The organism is Pseudomonas khavaziana, from assembly GCF_019145205.1.
Classification (GTDB): domain Bacteria; phylum Pseudomonadota; class Gammaproteobacteria; order Pseudomonadales; family Pseudomonadaceae; genus Aquipseudomonas; species Aquipseudomonas khavaziana.
Map to the genome: position 1 here is coordinate 114,627 of NZ_JAHSTT010000010.1, position 17,029 is coordinate 131,655.

Here is a 17,029-nt window from a genome sequence, read left to right on the forward strand (position 1 = left end):
CCCGTGGCTTAGCATGGCATCACAAATCATCCAGGCAAGGAGTTGTGCCATGTCTTTTCCCGAGCTGGCCCCGGCCATCGTGGCTTATATTGCAGCAACCAATACCGGCGACATTACCGCGATCGACCGGTGTTTCGCCGACGACGCCAATGTATTCGATGAAGGCGAACATCAGGTGGGTACGGCCGCCATTGCACGCTGGATGGAAGATACCGGCCGCCGCTACCAGCCACGGGTCGAGGTGCTTAGCGTGCAGCAACGCACCGGCAAAGTGCTGGTCAGCAATATCGTCTCCGGTAATTTCCCCGGCAGTCCGCTGGAGCTGCGCTACACTTTTCGGCTGAACGAACAGGGCAAGATTTCACGGCTGGATATCTGCGCGTAAGTCATACTGACGGGCATGACTTTCGACTCGCCGCTCGCCGCTTACCAACATGCCATCACCCAGCAAGGTTTCGTTCACGACGACGCCCAGCGCCGGGCGGTGCAAGCCTTGCAAGCTTGCCACGAGGCATTGGACCAACGCCGCTCGCCGGTGACCGGGGTTTACCTGTGGGGGCCGGTAGGCCGCGGCAAGACCTGGCTGATGGACCAGTTCTACCAAAGCCTGCGTGTGCCTGCGCGGCGCCAGCATTTTCATCACTTCATGGGGTGGGTGCACCAACGTTTGTTCCAGCTCACAGGAACCCATGATCCGTTGCAGGCGCTGGCCCGGGAGTTGAGCCGGGAGGTGCGGGTGCTGTGCTTCGATGAGCTGTTTGTGAATGACATCGGTGACGCGATCATCCTCGGCCGCCTGTTCCAGGTGATGTTCGAGGAGGGCGTGGTGATGGTGTGCACCTCCAACCAGCCGCCCGACCAGCTGTACGCCGATGGCTTCAATCGCGAGCGTTTCCTGCCGGGCATCGTTGCACTCCAGCGGCACATGCAGGTGGTGGCAGTGGACGGAGGCGAGGACCATCGCTTGCATCCCGGTGCTGGCATGCAGCGATACTGGGTGAACCAACCCGCTGCGCTGGCTGCGGTGTTCAAGCAATTAAGCCTGGGCCAGCGTGTGGTCAGCGGGGCAGTGAGCGTAGGTCACCGCTCCATTGTGGCTGTACAGGCCAGTGACAGGGTGCTCTGGTGTCGTTATGCCGAACTGTGCGAGCAACCCCTGGCCGCCATGGACTTCATGCTGCTGTGTGACCGCTACCAGGCCATCCTGTTGGGTGACGTCCCCAACCTCAGCGCACAGAGGCGTGCCGGGCGGATTGCCCGTGGCACCGAGGACGGCGTCGAACGTGTAGTGGCGGGGGACCGCGAATTGCCGCAGCTGTCGGTGCACGATGACAGCGTGCGGCGCTTTATCGCGTTGGTGGACGAATGCTACGACCGTAAGGTGCCGCTCTTTATCGATGCCGCGGTGCCATTGGATAGCCTTTACACCGAAGGCTATCTGGAATTTCCTTTTCGTCGCACCCTGAGCCGTTTGCAGGCGATGCAGTTACAACGCTTCGCCACCTAGGAAAAATCGTCGTTTCAGGGGTGTTTGCGGGTTTTGATGCGTTCAACCTTCGCGATTTCTGTCGGGCATTTGTAGTTAATCTCCTTCATCTGTTGCCGACTCCGCGCTTACAATCGCAGCTCTCAAAGGGAAACGAATCCCTGGTTGTCGTTATCGAGGAAGGAAATGGACACCCCAGACATCCTGGTGCTGCAAGCCAGCTACACCAACGCCGTGCATGCCGATGCCATCGGCCTGTTGCTCAATCACTATGCTGAAGATCCGATGGGCGGCGGCCACACCTTGGCGGCTGATCTTTTGCAGCAGTTGCCTGCCGAGTTGGCCAAGCGCCCACACGCGTTCAGCGTACTGGCGTTTGTCGGTGGCGAGCCGGCGGGGTTGGTCAATTGTTTTGAAGGTTTCTCAACCTTTGCCTGCCGCCCGTTGGTCAACGTCCACGACGTGGTGGTGATGGATAGGTTTCGTGGCTTGGGGTTGAGTCAGAAAATGCTGCAGAAGGTCGAGGAAATCGCTCGGCAGCGCGGCTGCTGCAAAATCACCCTGGAAGTGCTTGAAGGTAATGAACTGGCACAGTCGGCGTACCGAAAGTATGGTTTCGATGATTCAGTTTTTGATCCGGATCATGGGCGTATGTTGTTCTGGAGCAAGTCGCTTTAATAAATACCGTGCAAAAAAAGGGCGCCATTAAATGGCGCCCAATACACTTTGCCAACGGAGCAGGATGGCGCAGGGTGTTGCAGATTAAATAAACATTAAATCAACTGTTCGGTTGTTCCTCGTTGACGGTGTCGACCTTCAAGGTCTTGCCGTCGGCGGAAGCCATTCGCTGCTCAGCTGCGCCATGAGTTTGTTGCTGAATGAAGCTGAAGTTCTGGTAGAACTCCTTTGAGCGCTCTGAACCGCCCTCTGCAAAGGCCGCGGCGGAGGTCAGTGACATGAGGCTGGCAAACATCAAGGTTGAGAGTTTCATCGCAGTATTCCCATTAAGAGTGATAGGTGTCTGGCCGTTCCTTGATCAGAATCATGGAGCGACTATGGCCGTATCGTATTAAGTGGGAGTTAACGCAAAGTGCCTGCGAAGTTAACACTTTCGTTAACTTCGCAGGCACTTTGCGGGGCAGAGTTCAAACACGCCAGGGGATGAAGAACGTCAGGCCAGGACGAGAATGATTGTATCGTTCTGTCGCCTGACCCAGGTTTACTTCAGTACCACTTCACTGCTATCGACCTTCTTCGGCTTGATCAGGCTGAAGTCGATCAACGCCTTCTGCTTGGTTTCGTAAGGGTTGCCGATCAACAATGGACGCGGTTTGAAGCTGTCGCTGACCAGGCTCTTGCTATGGTCCAGCTCGTCAAAACTCAAGCCGGCCATGTCGGCCCAGGTGTGGATCAGCTGTGAGCTGCTGTAAGGCCGCTGCAGGTCTGCGGCGAAGCTCCAGTCGTGGCTTTCGCGCCACTTCGGTGAGGCGTAGGCCATGAACGGGATAGTGTACATCGGCGCAGTCGGCTTGCCTTCGTTGCGGCCCAGGGTGTCGTGGCCGGCAGAATCGAACACGTCTTCGCCATGGTCCGAGAGGTACAGCAGGAAACCGTTGGGGTCGGTCTTGGCGTAGTCCTTGATCAGGCTGGAGACCACGAAGTCGTTATACAGCACGGCGTTGTCATAGCTGTTGTAGGTCGGCAACTGCGCATCGCTGACACCCGCGGGCACGCCCTGGCGGTCAGTGAACTTGTCGAAGGTCGGTGGGTAGCGGTACTGATAGCTCATGTGAGTGCCCAGCAGGTGTACCACGATGAACTTGCGCTCAGCGGTATCGGCCAGGGCCTTGGAGAACGGCGCCAGCACATCGCCGTCGTACTGACGGGCGTTCTGGTTGCGGTTGTTGTTCAAGTACACCTGCTCGTCAGCCTGTTCGGAAAAGGTCGTGAGCATGGTGTTGCGCTTGGTCATGGTCTGCTGGTTGGTGATCCAGAAGGTCTTGTAGCCAGCCTGTTTCATTACGCTGACGATCGACGGCGTCTTGAGGTACAGGTCCGGGTTTTCTTCGTCGGCAAAGGTCAGCACCTGTTGCAGCGCTTCAATAGTGTAGGGGCGCGGGGTGATGACGTTATCGAACACGGCCAGTTGGTCGCGCAGCTTGTCCAGTTCCGGCGTGGTATTGCGCGGGTAACCGTAGAGGCTCATGCGCTGGCGGTTGGTGGATTCGCCGATCACCAGCACCAGGGTGGACGGCTGGCCGGCCATGCTGTCCTTGAGGTTTTTCAATGGCGGGATCTGGCTGGCACTGGTCAGCATGCCTTGCATATTGTCCAGCTGTTCGGTGTAGCGACGGTAGGCGACGATCATCTGCCAAGGCACAGCCGGTTCGATACGGGTCTCGAAACGGTCGATGGCCAATTCCATGGTTTCGCTGGTAGCGATCTGCTTGACCAGCGGGTAGCCCACAACAGCCAGGACGATGGCCACCGCTGCCACGATCGACTGGCCGCGCGGCAGGTATACAGGGCGCAGGCGCGTCCAGAGGAAAATGGCGAAGGCGGTGTGGGCAATAAATGCCAGCACGATCCACCAGGCAAAATATTGGGTCGCGTATTCGCCGGCTTCAGAGATGTTCGATTCGAACATGATGAAGATGACGCTCTGGGAAAATTCCTGCTGATATATGAAGAAATAACCCAGGCTCGCCATGGAGCAGGCCCACAGCACCACGCCGATCAGTGCGGCGAGCAAACGCGTACGGCGCGGGAACAGCAACATCGGTGCCAGCCACAGCGCACTCATGAAGAAGGCTTGGCGGAACCCACTGAAACCGGAGGTGCCGGTCAATTGGATAAGAAGCTGGGTGATACCCGAGAAGTACCAGAAAAACAGGAATAGCCAACCCAGGCCGGCCCAATCAAAACCTTTCGCAGTCGTCGTGCTGCGTTTGAACATCGCCATCCAGCGCCCCATCAGAGAATGATTGTCGCGCGTAGGCGCACGACATCGGGCCGCTCAGGGAGTGAGCGGCATCGCGGGCGGGAGTATCGGGATAGGCGTGTGAAAACTTTGTGAGTTTTCTGTAAGTATTGCCTTACAAACTAACCAGAGGCGTTCAGCAAAGCGCAGGCTTGGCGTCAGACGGCAATTCGAGCTGGCTTTGAAGGTACGAGCGCAGGCGCAGGACTTCCTGCTGCAACTGATCGCGCTCATCTTTCAACTGACGCAATTCATCGCGGCGGATGCTGACGTAGAGGGTCTGTGGCGGGCGGGTCATCTGTGCTGTGCTCATTGCTTACCTCGCAAATAGCCGGTAGATCGCGGTGCCGGAACAGGTTTCCAGCAACAGTCGGAAGCAAGTTTGAATTCTTTTTCGAGACAAGGGAACTTTTTTATTTTTCGCGGTCGTGTGACTTTTCCGAGGGTGATGGTGAAACGATGGCAATTTTTTTGTCATGAAACTACACGGATCCGCTCTGGACTAACCCTCATTAGCCTCATTGCGCTATAAACTATGTCACACATTTTTTAGCAGTTAGGAGCATCAGCACATGCAACTGGGGATTATCGGACTAGGCCGCATGGGCGGTAACATTGCGCGGCGCCTGATGCTCAATGGGCATACCACCGTTGTATACGACCGTAACAAAGCCTTTGTCAAAGCCCTGAGCGAAGAGGGCGCTACCGGCGTCGCCGACTTGAATGCCCTGGTGGCCGGCCTGCAAAAGCCACGTGCCGTCTGGGTAATGCTGCCGGCGGGCGCGCCCACTGAAGACACCATCAATGCGCTGAGCGAGCTGCTGGAAGACGGCGACGTAATCATCGACGGCGGCAACACCAACTACAAGGACGACGTGCGTCGCGGCAAGGCCCTGGCGGAAAAGGGCCTGCACTATGTCGATGTCGGCACCTCGGGCGGCGTCTGGGGCCTGGAGCGCGGCTACTGCATGATGATCGGCGGCGACGTCGAGACCGTGCAGCGCCTGGACCCGATCTTCAAGAGCCTGGCGCCGGGCCTGGGCAACATCCCGCGCACCAAGGACCGTTCGCCTTCTGCCGACCCGCGTGCCGAGCACGGTTATATCCATGCCGGCCCAGCGGGCTCCGGTCACTTCGTCAAGATGATCCATAACGGCATCGAGTACGGAATGATGCAGGCGTTTGCCGAAGGTTTTGACATCCTCAAGACCAAGAACTCAGAAAACCTGCCGGAAGACCAGCGTTTCGACCTCAACGTTGCCGATATCGCCGAAGTCTGGCGCCGTGGCAGCGTGGTCTCGTCCTGGCTGCTGGACCTGACCGCCGACGCCCTGGCCACCGATCCGAAGCTCGATGGCTACTCCGGTTCCGTGGCCGACAGCGGTGAAGGTCGCTGGACCATCGAAGCGGCCATGGAACAGGCGGTGCCGGTGCCGGTGCTGTCGACGTCGCTGTTTGCGCGTTTCCGTTCCCGCCAGCAGAGCACCTACGGTGACAAAATGCTGTCTGCCATGCGCTTCGGCTTTGGTGGCCATGTGGAGACTTCAAAAAAATGACCGCCAACGGCAAGAAACCCAAGGCCGAACCCGCTCCACCTACCACGTTGTTTCTGTTTGGCGCCCATGGCGACCTGGTCAAACGCCTGCTCATGCCGGCGCTGTATAACCTGAGCCGCGACGGGCTGCTGGGCGATGGCCTGCGCATTGTCGGCGTTGATCACAACGCCATCAGCGACGCCGACTTCGCCAAGAAGCTTGAGGACTTCATTCGCACCGAGGCCGCCAGCAAGGTGCGCGGCAATGCGGAAAATGCCCTCGACCCGGCGATGTGGGCAAAATTGGCCAAGGGCATCAGCTACGTCGAGGGCGACTTCCTCGACGACAGCACCTACGCGGATATCGCGCAGAAGATCGCCGACAGCGGCACCGCCAACGCGGTGTTCTACCTGGCCACGGCACCGCGCTTCTTCAGTGAAGTGGTGCAGCGCCTGGGCAGTGCCGGGCTGCTGAACGAAACGGATGAGGGCTTTCGGCGCGTGGTCATCGAGAAGCCGTTCGGCTCCGACCTGGCCACCGCCGAGGCGCTGAATGCGTGCCTGCTCAAGGTGATGAGCGAGAAGCAGATCTATCGCATAGACCATTACCTGGGCAAGGAAACGGTGCAGAACATCTTGATCAGCCGTTTCTCCAACGTGCTGTTCGAAGCGTTCTGGAACAACCACTACATCGACCACGTGCAAATCACCGCTGCCGAAACGGTCGGTGTGGAAACCCGGGGCAATTTCTTCGAGAAAACCGGCACCCTGCGCGACATGGTGCCCAATCACCTGTTCCAGTTGCTGGCGATGGTCGCCATGGAACCGCCGGCTGCCTTTGGCGCCGATGCGGTGCGTGGCGAGAAGGCCAAGGTGGTCGGTGCGATTCGCCCCTGGTCTTTGGAGGATGCCCGAGCCAACTCGGTTCGCGGTCAGTACACCGCCGGCGAAATCGCCGGCAAGGCGCTGCCAGGCTATCGCGAGGAAGCCAACGTTGCGCCTGACAGCAGCACCGAGACCTTCGTCGCCCTCAAGGTGATGATCGACAACTGGCGCTGGGTTGGCGTGCCGTTCTACCTGCGTACCGGCAAACGCATGAGCATTCGCGATACCGAGATCGTCATCTGCTTCAAGCACGCGCCCTATGCACAGTTCCGCGACACCGAAGTCGATGAGCTCAAACCCACCTACCTGAAAATCCAGATCCAGCCGAACGAAGGCATGTGGTTCGACCTGCTGGCCAAGAAGCCTGGGCCGACCCTGGAGATGGCCAATATCGAGCTGGGTTTTGACTACAAGGATTTCTTCGAGATGCAACCGTCGACGGGGTACGAAACCCTGATCTACGACTGCATGACCGGCGACCAGACCTTGTTCCAGCGTGCCGACAATATCGAGAACGGTTGGCGTGCGGTGCAGCCATTCCTCGATGCCTGGAAGGAAGATGACGGCATCCAGGCGTACAAGGCCGGTGAAGATGGCCCCGCGGCGGCAGACGCGCTGCTGGCCCGTGATGGCCGCACCTGGCATAGCCTCGGATGAGTGACGCGGCGATTCATCCCATCCGATTTGTTCTCAGTGATGTGGACGGGACTTTATTGCATCCCGACCACAGCCTCAGCCAGCGTACCGCCGACGCGATTTGTGCGATGCGTGAAGCTGGAGTGCTATTCAGCCTGGCCAGCGGGCGTCCGCCCAAGGCCATGCTGCATCTGATCGAGACGTTTGGCATCGATGTGCCGGTGGCCGGTTTCAATGGCGGTACGCTGGTCAACCCCGATGGCAGCATCCTGGTTGCACACCACCTGCCGGCAGAGGCGGCGCTGGTCACCCTGGCGCTGTTTTCGGCCGAACCGGACGTGGAAGTCTGGGTGTTTGCCGACGGCGACTGGCTGCGCCGTGACCCGCCGGGGCCGATGGTGCAGCGCGAAGCCGATGGCTTAGGATACGGGCCAGGGGTGGTGGAGAATTTCGAGCCCTACCTGGATCGCGTCGACAAGATCGTAGCTGCCAGTAACAACACACAGTTGCTGGTGGAGCTGGAGGCGCAATTGCAGCCGAAGGTGCAAGGGTTGGCCCAGGTGTCACGTTCGCAACCGGTGTACCTGGACGTGACGGCGATGCTGGCCAATAAAGGCGAAGCCTTGAAGACCCTGGCAGCGCACCTTGGGGTGCCGCTTGAACAGACCGCAGCCATCGGCGACGGCGGTAATGACCCGGCCATGTTTAAAGTGGCCGGATTATCCATCGCCATGGGCCAGGCCGAAGAAACCGTCAAGCGCCAGGCCAATGTGGTCACCGGCAGTAATATCGAAGACGGCGCTGCCGAGGCGTTCGAACGGTTTATTCTCGCGGCACGTTAAACCTGAAGTCTTGCTGCACAACTTCCAGCCAATGTTTCCAAAGGGCTGGAAGTTGTTGTAGTGAATTATTTCGGCATTGCCCAGTGCTGCAACTGGTAGCCATCTTTATCGAGCTCGGCGCGAGCCTGCAACAACAGGTTTTCCAATTGCGCTGGATCGGTATAAGTCTTCGATGACAGCTGTTTGCTGCCGATACGGGTATTGGTACGGTCGATGACGCTCAGGCTGAGGGCGCCATTGCCATCGTGCCAGGCCACGCACTGGAAGGGTTGGAAGGCACGGTCTGCAATCAAAAGAGCTTCGTTGATGCGCAGCGGAGCGTTCATTTGGGTCTTCTCTCTGTATGCCCATTCAAGTGAGTACCGGCGGTTGGGCTGACCGTACGGTGGGTTACTTGTACTGATGCACGATGATGGGGTGCGGGTCACATGTTAGAGCAAGAAATTTTAACTTTCCCTGATTGACGTCATTTAAGCGCCTGTTTTGATAGCTGAATAAAAGTTCCGGCCGCCGGCAACTTGCTAGACCCACATGGCTTTTTGCCCGTACTTATAGCGAAATGGTACAAGCCAGGCGTCAATATCTTGCTAGGGTTACCGGCAGGCGTCACAAACCCTTGTTTATAAATAACTTTAATAATTCTGGCGCCAAGGAATCGTCATGATTGTGACACCCGTCCAGCGTCGCTTGCTGGTAGTCGACCCCTGTGATGACTGCCACGACTTATTACCCGGCTTGCGCACAGCCGGCTGGGAAGTGGACAGTTGTGCCTTGCAGGCGGTAGGTGAGCGCTCCTGCGACGTGGGCCTGCTGCGCTTGCAGCCCAGCCATCTGGAGCGCCCCGAAGCGGTCAAGGCGTTGATTGGCCGTAGCGGCACCGAGTGGATTGCGGTCCTAAGCCCAGATGTATTACGCCTGCAGAACGTCGGTGATTTTGTCTGCGAATGGTTCTTTGACTTCCATACCTTGCCGTTCGACGTGTCCCGGGTCCAGGTGACCATCGGGCGTGCGTTTGGCATGGCGCGATTGCGTGGCAAGGGTTACGCGCCTGTGGATGAGCCCCACGAGCTGTTGGGCGATAGCCGCCCCATTCGCGAACTGCGCAAATTGTTGGCCAAGTTGGCCCCCACTGAATCCCCTGTGTTGATCCGCGGCGACAGCGGCACCGGTAAAGAGCTGGTAGCCAAGACCTTGCACCGCCAATCCCAACGGCACGCCAAACCCTTCGTGGCGATCAATTGCGGCGCCATCCCTGAACACCTGATCCAATCCGAACTGTTCGGCCACGAAAAAGGTGCGTTCACCGGCGCTCATCAGCGCAAGGTGGGGCGCATTGAGGCCGCCAACGGTGGCACGCTGTTCCTGGATGAAATCGGTGACCTACCGTTGGAGCTGCAAGCCAACCTTTTGCGTTTCCTGCAGGAAAAACACATTGAGCGCGTCGGTGGCAGTCAGCCGATCCCGGTGGATGTGCGGGTGCTTGCCGCGACCCATGTCAATCTTGAAGCTGCGGTGGAAACGGGCGCCTTTCGCGAAGACCTGTATTACCGCCTGAATGTCCTGCAAGTGGTCACCGCGCCTTTGCGCGAGCGCCATGGCGACGTGGCGATGCTGGCCAACCACTTTTCGCGTTTCTACAGTCGGGAAACCGGCCGGCGCCCGCGCAGTTTCAGCGAGCACGCGCTGGTGGCGATGGGGCAACACCCTTGGCCGGGCAATGTGCGCGAACTGGCCAACCGCGTGCGCCGCGGCCTGGTGTTGGCAGAAGGCCGCCAGATTGAAGCCGTGGATCTGGGGTTGCAAAGCCAGCAGGCCCTTTCGGCGCCGATGGCGACACTTGAAGATTACAAGCACCGCGCCGAGCGCCAGGCGCTGTGCGATGTGCTCGACCGGCACAGCGACAACCTGAGTGTCGCCGCCCGTGTGCTGGGCATTTCCCGGCCGACGTTCTACCGGTTGCTGCACAAACACCAGATTCGCTAGGGCGGGTTGTGGAAGGGCTCGCTCCCGATGGAGGTGTGTCAGCTATAGATAAGTGAATGACACACTGCTATCGGGAGCAAGCCCCCTCCCACATTTTGATATGTGTCAGTCTGCTGGGTTTGGTAGTTGCGAGCCGCCGCAAAGGTTCGGAAGTCTGGCGCGCAAGTGTTCAACTGAAGGAATGTTGCCCAAATGTGGGAGGGGGCTTGCTCCCGATAGCAGTGTGTCAGTCACTTACCTGCAGCTGAGCCACCGCTATCGGGGTGTAGTCAGAAGTAATACGGAAATTTCAGGCTGAACGTAAAGTCCGGTGCATCATCGGTCATGCCGATCGCCAGGTTCGGCACGATGGTCAGGTTATCCGAGGCGGCAATGGTCATGCCCACGTTGAAATAGCCCGCATTGGCATCGCTGGAGACCACCGATTGCCAGTCGCCGCCGTCCGGCTTGAGCTTGCTCTTGCGCTGCACCAGGTCGGAGACCGAGAACGACATGCTCATCTTTTCGTTGAGCGCGAAGGCCACGCCGACACCGAACTGGAAACTGTCGCCCAGGCGCACCTTGCCTCCGACCTTTTGATTGATGTCACTGCTGATGTCATCGAACGAGTCTTCAAAATTGTGGGTATACGACAGTGAACCAAACAGCACCGCCGGGTCGAAGGTCTTGACCAGGGAAATGCCCGGTGTGACCGACCAGACCCCGTTGCCCGTCGGCAGGCTTTCCGGCAGATAGAGGTTGTCGTTATTGGGTTGCCTGACCAGCTTGATGCCGAAAGGCTCTTTACCCGTGGGCGCCTTGACCCGTACAGACACCACCGCATCCGGCATGGTCGGGGTTTCGTCGAGAAACTTGTAGGCCACGCCAAAGTTGACATCGCCAATGGTTGGGTCGCGGGTCACCGAGCCTTCCGAGGTGGCGGTGGCATCGTTGCCGGCGCCGGCCGACTGGTAGGTCGAGTCGCGGTACACCACCGGTACGTTCAGGTCGAACTGCCAACGGTTGTCGACGTTGTAGCGCCCGGTGAGGTCCAGGGTCCAGCTGTCGGACTTGATCCGGTCCAGGTTGATGTTGCCGAGGAAGATCGAGTCCAGTGCGAGGAAGCCATTGAGGGTCAATTGGCGCGCGTCATAACGGGCATAGGTGATGCCGGTTTCAACGCTGAACTTGCCGTTGCCGAAGAAGCCGCTGGCTTCGTTGTAGAGGTTGCTCACACTTTGCGCGGGGGCCGAGTCGTCCTTGAGGGACTGGCCGTAGGAACTGCCTGCACCACCTGAGGCGGCTGCGGCTCCAGCCCCCGAGGCCGCGACAGCGTTACCGCCATTCTTGAAGTCGGCAGGTGATTTGGCCAGGCGCCTGGGGGCGGGCGTCGCCGGTTGATCCTCGACTTGGCGCACACGTTGCTCCAGAACCGCCAAGGCTTTTTGCTGCACGTCATAACGTTGCTTGAGTTCCAGGAGTTCCTTCTTCAGGGTTTCGATGTCGGCGTCTGGCGCGGCATACAACAGGGATGCGGGCAAGAGCGTACTTAAACAAACCACCGCACGTAGCGATAACGATCGATGCATGAAATAAGCCGTCCTTTACTAATGCGTAAGTGTCGAAGGGTCAGCGTAGTTCAATAACCGAGCGTACGTAGGCCTTTGAGCTGATCCAAATTGCAATTCAACGCGGCGTTATTCAAGCCGTTATTGTTCATCACCACGTTGATCTGAGTGATATTTCTGACAAGGTTGGTATTGCCGGTCAGCACCGTGCCCTGCAGCACGTTGCCGCCGCCGATCTGCTGCAGGCTACTGCCTTGGTTGTGGTTGGCCTGGATCGCCATCTGCACGCCGCCATTGTTGGCCGATACGCTGACGCGGCCCGCTGCGCTGTCACCGCTCACGGTACCGCCGGCCATCAGCACCTGCCCGGATTGGAGGTTGTCGGCGGGGGCACCGCCGTTCTCGACATTGATGCCGACATTGTTGTAGGCGGTGTTGCCATCGCCGGCCGTGCGCACACTTTGGGTCACGCCCTGGCCGCTGCCCAGGCCCGCCCCGCCGATCACGTTGCCGGTGCCGGAGGTTGGAGGCGTGCCGGTGCCGGCCGAACCGGTGGTTTGCACATAGAACTGCGGGGTGATAGTAGTCTTGTCGATCTGCATGTTCGCCGTGCCGGTGATACTGTCACCGACGGCATTGGTCCAGGTGCTGCTCATGACGATGCCGAAGCTGATGATGCGCCCCGGCATCACATAGCGGCCACGCAGCTCGGCCATTTCTGCGTCCTTGAGTTCGATGGGCTTGAACCCCGATGACGCATAAGCGGGCATTGAGGCTGCCACGCACAACAGCGTCAGCCAACGGCGAGTATTCATCTGTGGCTCCTGGGGCGTCCTGCCCCTTATTGCGCTTCTAGAAGAAGTCGCTCTGGATAAAACCGAAATCCATCAGCTCTGCATCGCCCACCGGCTTGAACTCATTCATCTGGCTCTTGGCGGTCAGCGGCATGGGCGGATCGAGCAAGACATTGGCCTTGTCGTAACCCTCACCCAGTACGGCGAAAACAATGCCATTCCAGCCTTTGACGAAATCGTCACGGGAATAGCGCTTGTGGCCCAGTACCGGGTCGCCGATATACACCCAGTCCTTGTCGGCCCGCTGCATCACCACGAAGTGCTTGTAGCCACGGATTTCCAGCAGCACCACCACCGGGATCTTCACGGTCAGCAAGGTATCCGGCGCGATCTTGTAGCCGCGGGCACGCATGCCGATGCTTTCGAGGTAGCGCTTCATGTCCAGCATGGAAAAGCCCTGGGTGCGCACCAGATCCTGGTCGGCGGTCACCAGCATCCCTTTGATGATGTGGTCTTCGTCGACGTCCAGCCAATAGGCCTGGCGCAGAATGGTGGCGAGCGCTGCCGCACCGCAGCTGAAATCGGTTTTCTGTTCCACCAGGTTGGCGAAGCGGCGCTCGCGGATGCTCTCGACCTTTTTGTAGATCACCGCGCCGCCGGGCATGGCGGAGATCGCCATGGTGCCTGCCCAGGTCGTGCCGGTGAGCAACATCAGGAGGGTGAAGGTCGCAAGGCGCATGATCGATTCACCTGCTGGACACTGGAATAAGAAAGGGCCTTGTTGCCAAGGCCCCGTTGGATCAGAAGCGCACGCTGCTGCTGCAGACGCTGCAACCCTGGCCGATCGACAGGCTGTTGCTGCCTTGGTTGCCTGCACCGGATTGCAGGTTGACGCCTACGTTGCCGGAGTTGCGGTTAACCGAGTTGTCGAGGCTTGCGTTGTTCGACACGTATTGCGGCTTGCCACCATAACCATGGCTGCTGGCGGCCGCATTGAGGTAGCTGTTGTTAAGCGAGTTTTGCTCGGTGTTGGAGGCCGCTGCGATGTTCTTGCCATCGGCAGTAGTGATTGCCAGGTTGTTTTTACCTTGGTTGCCTTGCCCGGCTTGGCCGTTGTAACCCACGTTGCCGGAGTTACCAGTGATGGACCCGTCAAGAGAGGCGTTGTTTTGCGTGCCTTTGTTGACGAAGTTATTACCTGAACTGCCTTGATCAACATCGATCACCGCAAACACAGTGGCAAAGTCACCTTTTGCACTGGAAATGGCACCGGCATTGTCGGCTTGGTTACCGGATCCCGATTGCCCGTTGACGCCGACGTTACCGCTGTTGTTGTTGAGCGAATTATCGGCCGAGGCGTTGTTTTCGGTGTTGGTGTCGTCGAATTTGTTGTGTTCACTTTTTTGTACGTCAGTGACGACAGCGGCAACAGTACCGGTGGGTTGAGGGGTTGGATGCCAGCCACCCGCTTGAGCAGCAGCAGCCATGAGCGCGGCGAGAGCAAAGACCAGTGGTTTGAGCGCCATTTGAGGTTTCATGGTGTTTCTCCTTGCTTCTGATTAGTTGGTTAAGTGTTGGTACGGCCTAACGAACGTCTATCAAGCGGTCACTTGATAGTGATGCCCAGGGTGTTAGCCACTCGGTTCCCCACCCCGGCACTCTGGTTCACCTGAATCACACCTCGGCTGCCGGTGAAGGCCTGGTCGCTGGTAACGACCTGGCGGCTGCCAGTGGTGGGGGTGAGCCCTGAGTCAGTTGCCAGCGTCGTCGTGTTCTGTTGCAACAGGACGCTGTCATCGATGCTTTGCGGGCCAGGGTTGAGGCTGATCCGCACCGCGTTGATCGATTGGTTATTGGCCCCGGCCGACTGGTTGATGCCCAGTACACCGTTGCCATTGGTAAAAGAAGTGCCCTGGATCACCGCCTTGGCGTTCAGGGCCGGGTCGACCTTGCCATTGAGGTTCTGGATGTCGACGGTGGTGGCCTGGCCATCGAGCGCAATGGCGCGGCTGTTGGACGTTTGTTGCTGGGTGCCGGCTGCCTGGTTGATCGACAACACACCTTCATACTGCTGGCCGCTGTTGTTGATCACCGCGGTGTTGTCGGCCATGGCCGAGGCGCTGCCCAGCAGGGCACCTATCAGTAGGGCGCACTTCATCACTTGCCCCCCATCATGCTGCCGAGGTTATTCAAAGGCGCCATGCCGCGCTGGATCGAGTCGCTGATCTGCCCGCCCATGCTGCTGCCCGCACCATGGCCGGCGGCTGCGCCAGTACCCAGTGTCGACATGCCGTGCTGTGTGGTGCCAAGGCCGGACAAACTGGCATTGGGCTGGATGGAGCGGGCGAGGCTTGCGCCGCTGCTGATACCGCCAATATCCGCGTCGCTGAGTTCGCCGGACAGGGCGTTGATAATCTCTTTGCTGGGGTTGGCGTTGGCGGTAGTGGGGTAGGGGTCGGGGCCGAAGGCCGGGCGGCCAACCATATGGCCCTGCACATTGCGGCCCGTGACGATAACGCCGTCACCCGCAAAGCTCGGAATACTGATACAGGCGCTGAGTACACAGCTGACCAGCAGTACGGTCATCGAACCTTGAGCAAGTGTGTTCACGGCGGCATTCCTTATGCTTCACGCTGACCCTAAACAGCGTTGTCAGGGAAAGAGCAGGAGCCGTGCCGCTTTTGATTTTTTGTTGATTTACAGATGGTTATGTTTAAAGCCAGGCAAAGTGATGGCAATGCTGTTTCAACGTTGAAACAGTCCCCCGGCGCTTGAGACAGGCCCATCCTCACCTCGCACTGTCTCAGCGATGTAACACCGCCCATGACAAATGGATGAAACCGCACAAAGCGGGCGATCCAGGGGCAGGAGGTGTTTCAAAACTGAGACTGCGGGCGTGAGCGAACCCACTCCCGCATGGGGGCTCAGCCCTTGGGGGTTTTGCCTGGGATGGAATTGAGTACGGGGTTGCCGTCCTGGTTCTGGGTCAGGTAGACCGGCAGCACCTTGGGCAGGGAGGGAACGAGGTTGCTGACTTCGTTGATATTGTAGATACCGCCGATGCGGATCTTGCCGGTACCGGCGTCTGCCAGCATGACCGGCGTTTTCAGGTAACGGTTGATCAGCGGCAGCGCATCCGCCAGGGGCAGGTTGTCGAGCACCAGTTTGCCGTGGCGCCATGCCAGCGCGCTGTCATCAGGGCTGATGGCGGCGACTTGCGGTGTGTCGTCACCCTGGCGAAAGCTGGCCTGCATGCCTGGGCTCAGCGGTACACTGGCGTGCTCCGCGTCGCTGGAAACCTGCACCGAGCCTTCCAGCAATATCACCCGCACCTGTTCGTCGTATTCCCAGACGTTGAACTGGGTACCGGTTACCCGCACCAGGCCTTCGCCGGCCCGCACAATAAACGGGTGTTCGCGGTCGTGGGTCACTTTGAAGAACGCTTCGCCCTTTTTCAAGGTGACCCGGCGCTGGTCCTTGTAGTGGCTGTAGACCAATTCGGTGCCCAGGTTCAACTCCACTTGGCTGCCATCGCCGAGGGTGATTTTTTCCAGGCCATTGGTAGCTTCGAAATGTTCATAAGAACTGGGCAACCAACCGGCTTCCCAGCCGGTAAAGGCCGCAAGCGGCAATGCGGCAAGGCAGACGGCTGCGGCCACTGCGTAGTTGCGTAACCGGCTGCGTGGCTTGACGTGGGGCACCCTCGGGGCAGGTGGGGGGCGGGGCAGGTGATCGGCCACCTCCCAGATTTCCAGCATGGCCGCATATTCGAAGGCGTGCAGCGGATGGGCATCGTGCCATTGGGTGAAGGCCTGACGTTCCTCCGCCGTGCAATCGGCAGCATGCAGGCGCATGCACCAATGCGCAGCGGCATCGGTGATCGCATCGTATTCGGCTTCTGGAACGGGCTTTTCGCTCATTGACTCATCCTGGTTTGCCGCATTCTAACCCCCCGAGGCAGGCGGCGAGAACCGCCATCATGGCGATTGCACATCAATTGGAACTTATTCTTATTTGGTAATACCTAAAATATCAGGACAAGTGTCCGGCATTCCCACAATGGAGTACGAATATGTTGAAGAAAACCTTAGTCGCCCTGTGTGCAACCTCTGCGCTGCTCAGCGCCGGCGCCGCCCTGGCCGATAAGCCGGGCGCCGGCTGGATCCCTATCGAGAAGGCCATTGAAGTGGCGAAGACCAAGGCCGGATATATCGAGGTTTACTCGGCTGAAGCCGACAACGACGGTTACTGGGAAGTCAAAGGGCGCAAATCCGACGGCACTGTTTATGAAGCCCGTATCGACGGCGCCTCCGGCAATGTCCTGCGCGACCAGAAAGACTGA

General features: G+C 58.8%; 19 protein-coding genes. 8 read left to right on the plus strand and 11 right to left on the minus strand.

Translation table 11 applies throughout. The features are described 5' to 3' along the window. Window positions 1-49: 49 nt before the first annotated feature. From KVH01_RS22105 to KVH01_RS22115, 3 genes are all read left to right on the plus strand, one after another. Window positions 50-385 carry a nuclear transport factor 2 family protein gene (locus KVH01_RS22105; protein ID WP_217882903.1) on the plus strand — a complete coding sequence of 112 codons (336 nt, stop codon included), beginning with the start codon at window positions 50-52 and terminating at the stop codon, window positions 383-385. Between the two features lie 15 nt (window positions 386-400). Further along, on the plus strand, window positions 401-1,507 hold the full coding sequence (zapE, locus tag KVH01_RS22110) for a cell division protein ZapE (protein WP_217882904.1): 1,107 nt from the start codon (window positions 401-403) through the stop codon (window positions 1,505-1,507). A 165-nt stretch (window positions 1,508-1,672) separates the two neighbouring features. Next, window positions 1,673-2,164, plus strand: a complete 492-nt coding sequence (locus tag KVH01_RS22115) for a GNAT family N-acetyltransferase (protein WP_043051614.1) — start codon at window positions 1,673-1,675, stop codon at window positions 2,162-2,164. Between the two features lie 100 nt (window positions 2,165-2,264). Here the strand turns inward: KVH01_RS22115 and KVH01_RS22120 are convergent, their stop codons facing one another. The 3 genes from KVH01_RS22120 to KVH01_RS22130 form a co-directional block, all read right to left on the minus strand. After that, window positions 2,265-2,477 (minus strand): hypothetical protein, encoded by a 213-nt coding sequence (locus KVH01_RS22120; RefSeq protein ID WP_217882905.1) that lies wholly within the window; start codon window positions 2,475-2,477, stop codon window positions 2,265-2,267. A gap of 228 nt (window positions 2,478-2,705) precedes the next feature. Next, the gene (locus KVH01_RS22125) at window positions 2,706-4,448 is read right to left on the minus strand and encodes a phosphoethanolamine transferase CptA (protein ID WP_217882906.1); all 1,743 of its coding nucleotides are present in this window, start codon (window positions 4,446-4,448) and stop codon (window positions 2,706-2,708) included. A gap of 154 nt (window positions 4,449-4,602) precedes the next feature. Next, window positions 4,603-4,779: a DUF6026 family protein gene (locus KVH01_RS22130; RefSeq protein ID WP_156382907.1), complete on the minus strand. Its 177-nt coding sequence runs from the start codon at window positions 4,777-4,779 to the stop codon at window positions 4,603-4,605. Window positions 4,780-5,038: 259 nt separating this feature from the next. Between KVH01_RS22130 and gnd the strand changes: the two genes are divergently transcribed. From gnd to KVH01_RS22145, 3 genes are read left to right on the plus strand one after another with little or no spacing between them, the layout of a single operon-like run. Beyond that, the gene (gene gnd, locus KVH01_RS22135; protein ID WP_217882907.1) at window positions 5,039-6,022 is read left to right on the plus strand and encodes a phosphogluconate dehydrogenase (NAD(+)-dependent, decarboxylating); all 984 of its coding nucleotides are present in this window, start codon (window positions 5,039-5,041) and stop codon (window positions 6,020-6,022) included. Then, entirely contained in the window at window positions 6,019-7,542 is a 1,524-nt protein-coding gene (zwf, locus tag KVH01_RS22140; RefSeq protein ID WP_043051610.1) for a glucose-6-phosphate dehydrogenase, read from the plus strand. The genes gnd and zwf overlap by 4 nt, the downstream gene beginning before the upstream one ends. Then, window positions 7,539-8,363 (plus strand): HAD family hydrolase, encoded by an 825-nt coding sequence (locus KVH01_RS22145; RefSeq protein WP_217882908.1) that lies wholly within the window; start codon window positions 7,539-7,541, stop codon window positions 8,361-8,363. The genes zwf and KVH01_RS22145 overlap by 4 nt, the downstream gene beginning before the upstream one ends. Before the next feature lie 65 nt (window positions 8,364-8,428). Here the strand turns inward: KVH01_RS22145 and KVH01_RS22150 are convergent, their stop codons facing one another. Continuing rightward, on the minus strand, window positions 8,429-8,689 hold the full coding sequence (locus tag KVH01_RS22150) for a hypothetical protein (RefSeq protein WP_043051608.1): 261 nt from the start codon (window positions 8,687-8,689) through the stop codon (window positions 8,429-8,431). A gap of 334 nt (window positions 8,690-9,023) precedes the next feature. Here KVH01_RS22150 and KVH01_RS22155 point away from each other — a divergent pair, with 334 nt between their 5' ends. Continuing rightward, window positions 9,024-10,346, plus strand: coding sequence for a sigma-54 dependent transcriptional regulator (locus KVH01_RS22155; protein WP_217882909.1), 1,323 nt, complete (start codon window positions 9,024-9,026; stop codon window positions 10,344-10,346). Window positions 10,347-10,615: 269 nt separating this feature from the next. Here the strand turns inward: KVH01_RS22155 and KVH01_RS22160 are convergent, their stop codons facing one another. The 7 genes from KVH01_RS22160 to KVH01_RS22190 form a co-directional block, all read right to left on the minus strand. Beyond that, window positions 10,616-11,914: an autotransporter outer membrane beta-barrel domain-containing protein gene (locus tag KVH01_RS22160; RefSeq protein WP_217882910.1), complete on the minus strand. Its 1,299-nt coding sequence runs from the start codon at window positions 11,912-11,914 to the stop codon at window positions 10,616-10,618. 50 nt (window positions 11,915-11,964) lie between these two features. Then, window positions 11,965-12,708: a hypothetical protein gene (locus tag KVH01_RS22165; protein WP_217882911.1), complete on the minus strand. Its 744-nt coding sequence runs from the start codon at window positions 12,706-12,708 to the stop codon at window positions 11,965-11,967. A 37-nt stretch (window positions 12,709-12,745) separates the two neighbouring features. Then, window positions 12,746-13,426, minus strand: a complete 681-nt coding sequence (locus tag KVH01_RS22170; protein ID WP_217882912.1) for a C39 family peptidase — start codon at window positions 13,424-13,426, stop codon at window positions 12,746-12,748. 61 nt (window positions 13,427-13,487) lie between these two features. Continuing rightward, window positions 13,488-14,225 (minus strand): hypothetical protein, encoded by a 738-nt coding sequence (locus KVH01_RS22175; RefSeq protein WP_217882913.1) that lies wholly within the window; start codon window positions 14,223-14,225, stop codon window positions 13,488-13,490. 68 nt (window positions 14,226-14,293) lie between these two features. Continuing rightward, on the minus strand, window positions 14,294-14,845 hold the full coding sequence (locus KVH01_RS22180) for an adhesin (RefSeq protein ID WP_217882914.1): 552 nt from the start codon (window positions 14,843-14,845) through the stop codon (window positions 14,294-14,296). Next, a complete protein-coding gene (locus tag KVH01_RS22185; RefSeq protein ID WP_225924321.1) occupies window positions 14,845-15,273 on the minus strand; it encodes a hypothetical protein in 429 nt (142 codons plus the stop codon). Before KVH01_RS22185 ends, KVH01_RS22180 begins: the two co-directional genes overlap by 1 nt. Before the next feature lie 338 nt (window positions 15,274-15,611). Beyond that, window positions 15,612-16,607 carry a FecR family protein gene (locus KVH01_RS22190; RefSeq protein WP_217882916.1) on the minus strand — a complete coding sequence of 332 codons (996 nt, stop codon included), beginning with the start codon at window positions 16,605-16,607 and terminating at the stop codon, window positions 15,612-15,614. A 152-nt stretch (window positions 16,608-16,759) separates the two neighbouring features. Here KVH01_RS22190 and KVH01_RS22195 point away from each other — a divergent pair, with 152 nt between their 5' ends. After that, window positions 16,760-17,029 (plus strand): PepSY domain-containing protein, encoded by a 270-nt coding sequence (locus tag KVH01_RS22195; protein WP_043050707.1) that lies wholly within the window; start codon window positions 16,760-16,762, stop codon window positions 17,027-17,029.

What these genes read in the sequence shown, in the direction of transcription:
- KVH01_RS22105 (WP_217882903.1), top strand. Translation starts at nt 50, where the DNA reads ATGTCTTTTCCCGAGCTGGCCCCGGCCATCGTGGCTTATATTGCAGCA.
- zapE (WP_217882904.1), top strand. Translation starts at nt 401, where the DNA reads ATGACTTTCGACTCGCCGCTCGCCGCTTACCAACATGCCATCACCCAG.
- KVH01_RS22115 (WP_043051614.1), top strand. Translation starts at nt 1,673, where the DNA reads ATGGACACCCCAGACATCCTGGTGCTGCAAGCCAGCTACACCAACGCC.
- KVH01_RS22120 (WP_217882905.1), bottom strand. Translation starts at nt 2,477, where the DNA reads ATGAAACTCTCAACCTTGATGTTTGCCAGCCTCATGTCACTGACCTCC.
- KVH01_RS22125 (WP_217882906.1), bottom strand. Translation starts at nt 4,448, where the DNA reads ATGGCGATGTTCAAACGCAGCACGACGACTGCGAAAGGTTTTGATTGG.
- KVH01_RS22130 (WP_156382907.1), bottom strand. Translation starts at nt 4,779, where the DNA reads ATGAGCACAGCACAGATGACCCGCCCGCCACAGACCCTCTACGTCAGC.
- gnd (WP_217882907.1), top strand. Translation starts at nt 5,039, where the DNA reads ATGCAACTGGGGATTATCGGACTAGGCCGCATGGGCGGTAACATTGCG.
- zwf (WP_043051610.1), top strand. Translation starts at nt 6,019, where the DNA reads ATGACCGCCAACGGCAAGAAACCCAAGGCCGAACCCGCTCCACCTACC.
- KVH01_RS22145 (WP_217882908.1), top strand. Translation starts at nt 7,539, where the DNA reads ATGAGTGACGCGGCGATTCATCCCATCCGATTTGTTCTCAGTGATGTG.
- KVH01_RS22150 (WP_043051608.1), bottom strand. Translation starts at nt 8,689, where the DNA reads ATGAACGCTCCGCTGCGCATCAACGAAGCTCTTTTGATTGCAGACCGT.
- KVH01_RS22155 (WP_217882909.1), top strand. Translation starts at nt 9,024, where the DNA reads ATGATTGTGACACCCGTCCAGCGTCGCTTGCTGGTAGTCGACCCCTGT.
- KVH01_RS22160 (WP_217882910.1), bottom strand. Translation starts at nt 11,914, where the DNA reads ATGCATCGATCGTTATCGCTACGTGCGGTGGTTTGTTTAAGTACGCTC.
- KVH01_RS22165 (WP_217882911.1), bottom strand. Translation starts at nt 12,708, where the DNA reads ATGAATACTCGCCGTTGGCTGACGCTGTTGTGCGTGGCAGCCTCAATG.
- KVH01_RS22170 (WP_217882912.1), bottom strand. Translation starts at nt 13,426, where the DNA reads ATGCGCCTTGCGACCTTCACCCTCCTGATGTTGCTCACCGGCACGACC.
- KVH01_RS22175 (WP_217882913.1), bottom strand. Translation starts at nt 14,225, where the DNA reads ATGAAACCTCAAATGGCGCTCAAACCACTGGTCTTTGCTCTCGCCGCG.
- KVH01_RS22180 (WP_217882914.1), bottom strand. Translation starts at nt 14,845, where the DNA reads ATGAAGTGCGCCCTACTGATAGGTGCCCTGCTGGGCAGCGCCTCGGCC.
- KVH01_RS22185 (WP_225924321.1), bottom strand. Translation starts at nt 15,273, where the DNA reads ATGACCGTACTGCTGGTCAGCTGTGTACTCAGCGCCTGTATCAGTATT.
- KVH01_RS22190 (WP_217882916.1), bottom strand. Translation starts at nt 16,607, where the DNA reads ATGAGCGAAAAGCCCGTTCCAGAAGCCGAATACGATGCGATCACCGAT.
- KVH01_RS22195 (WP_043050707.1), top strand. Translation starts at nt 16,760, where the DNA reads ATGTTGAAGAAAACCTTAGTCGCCCTGTGTGCAACCTCTGCGCTGCTC.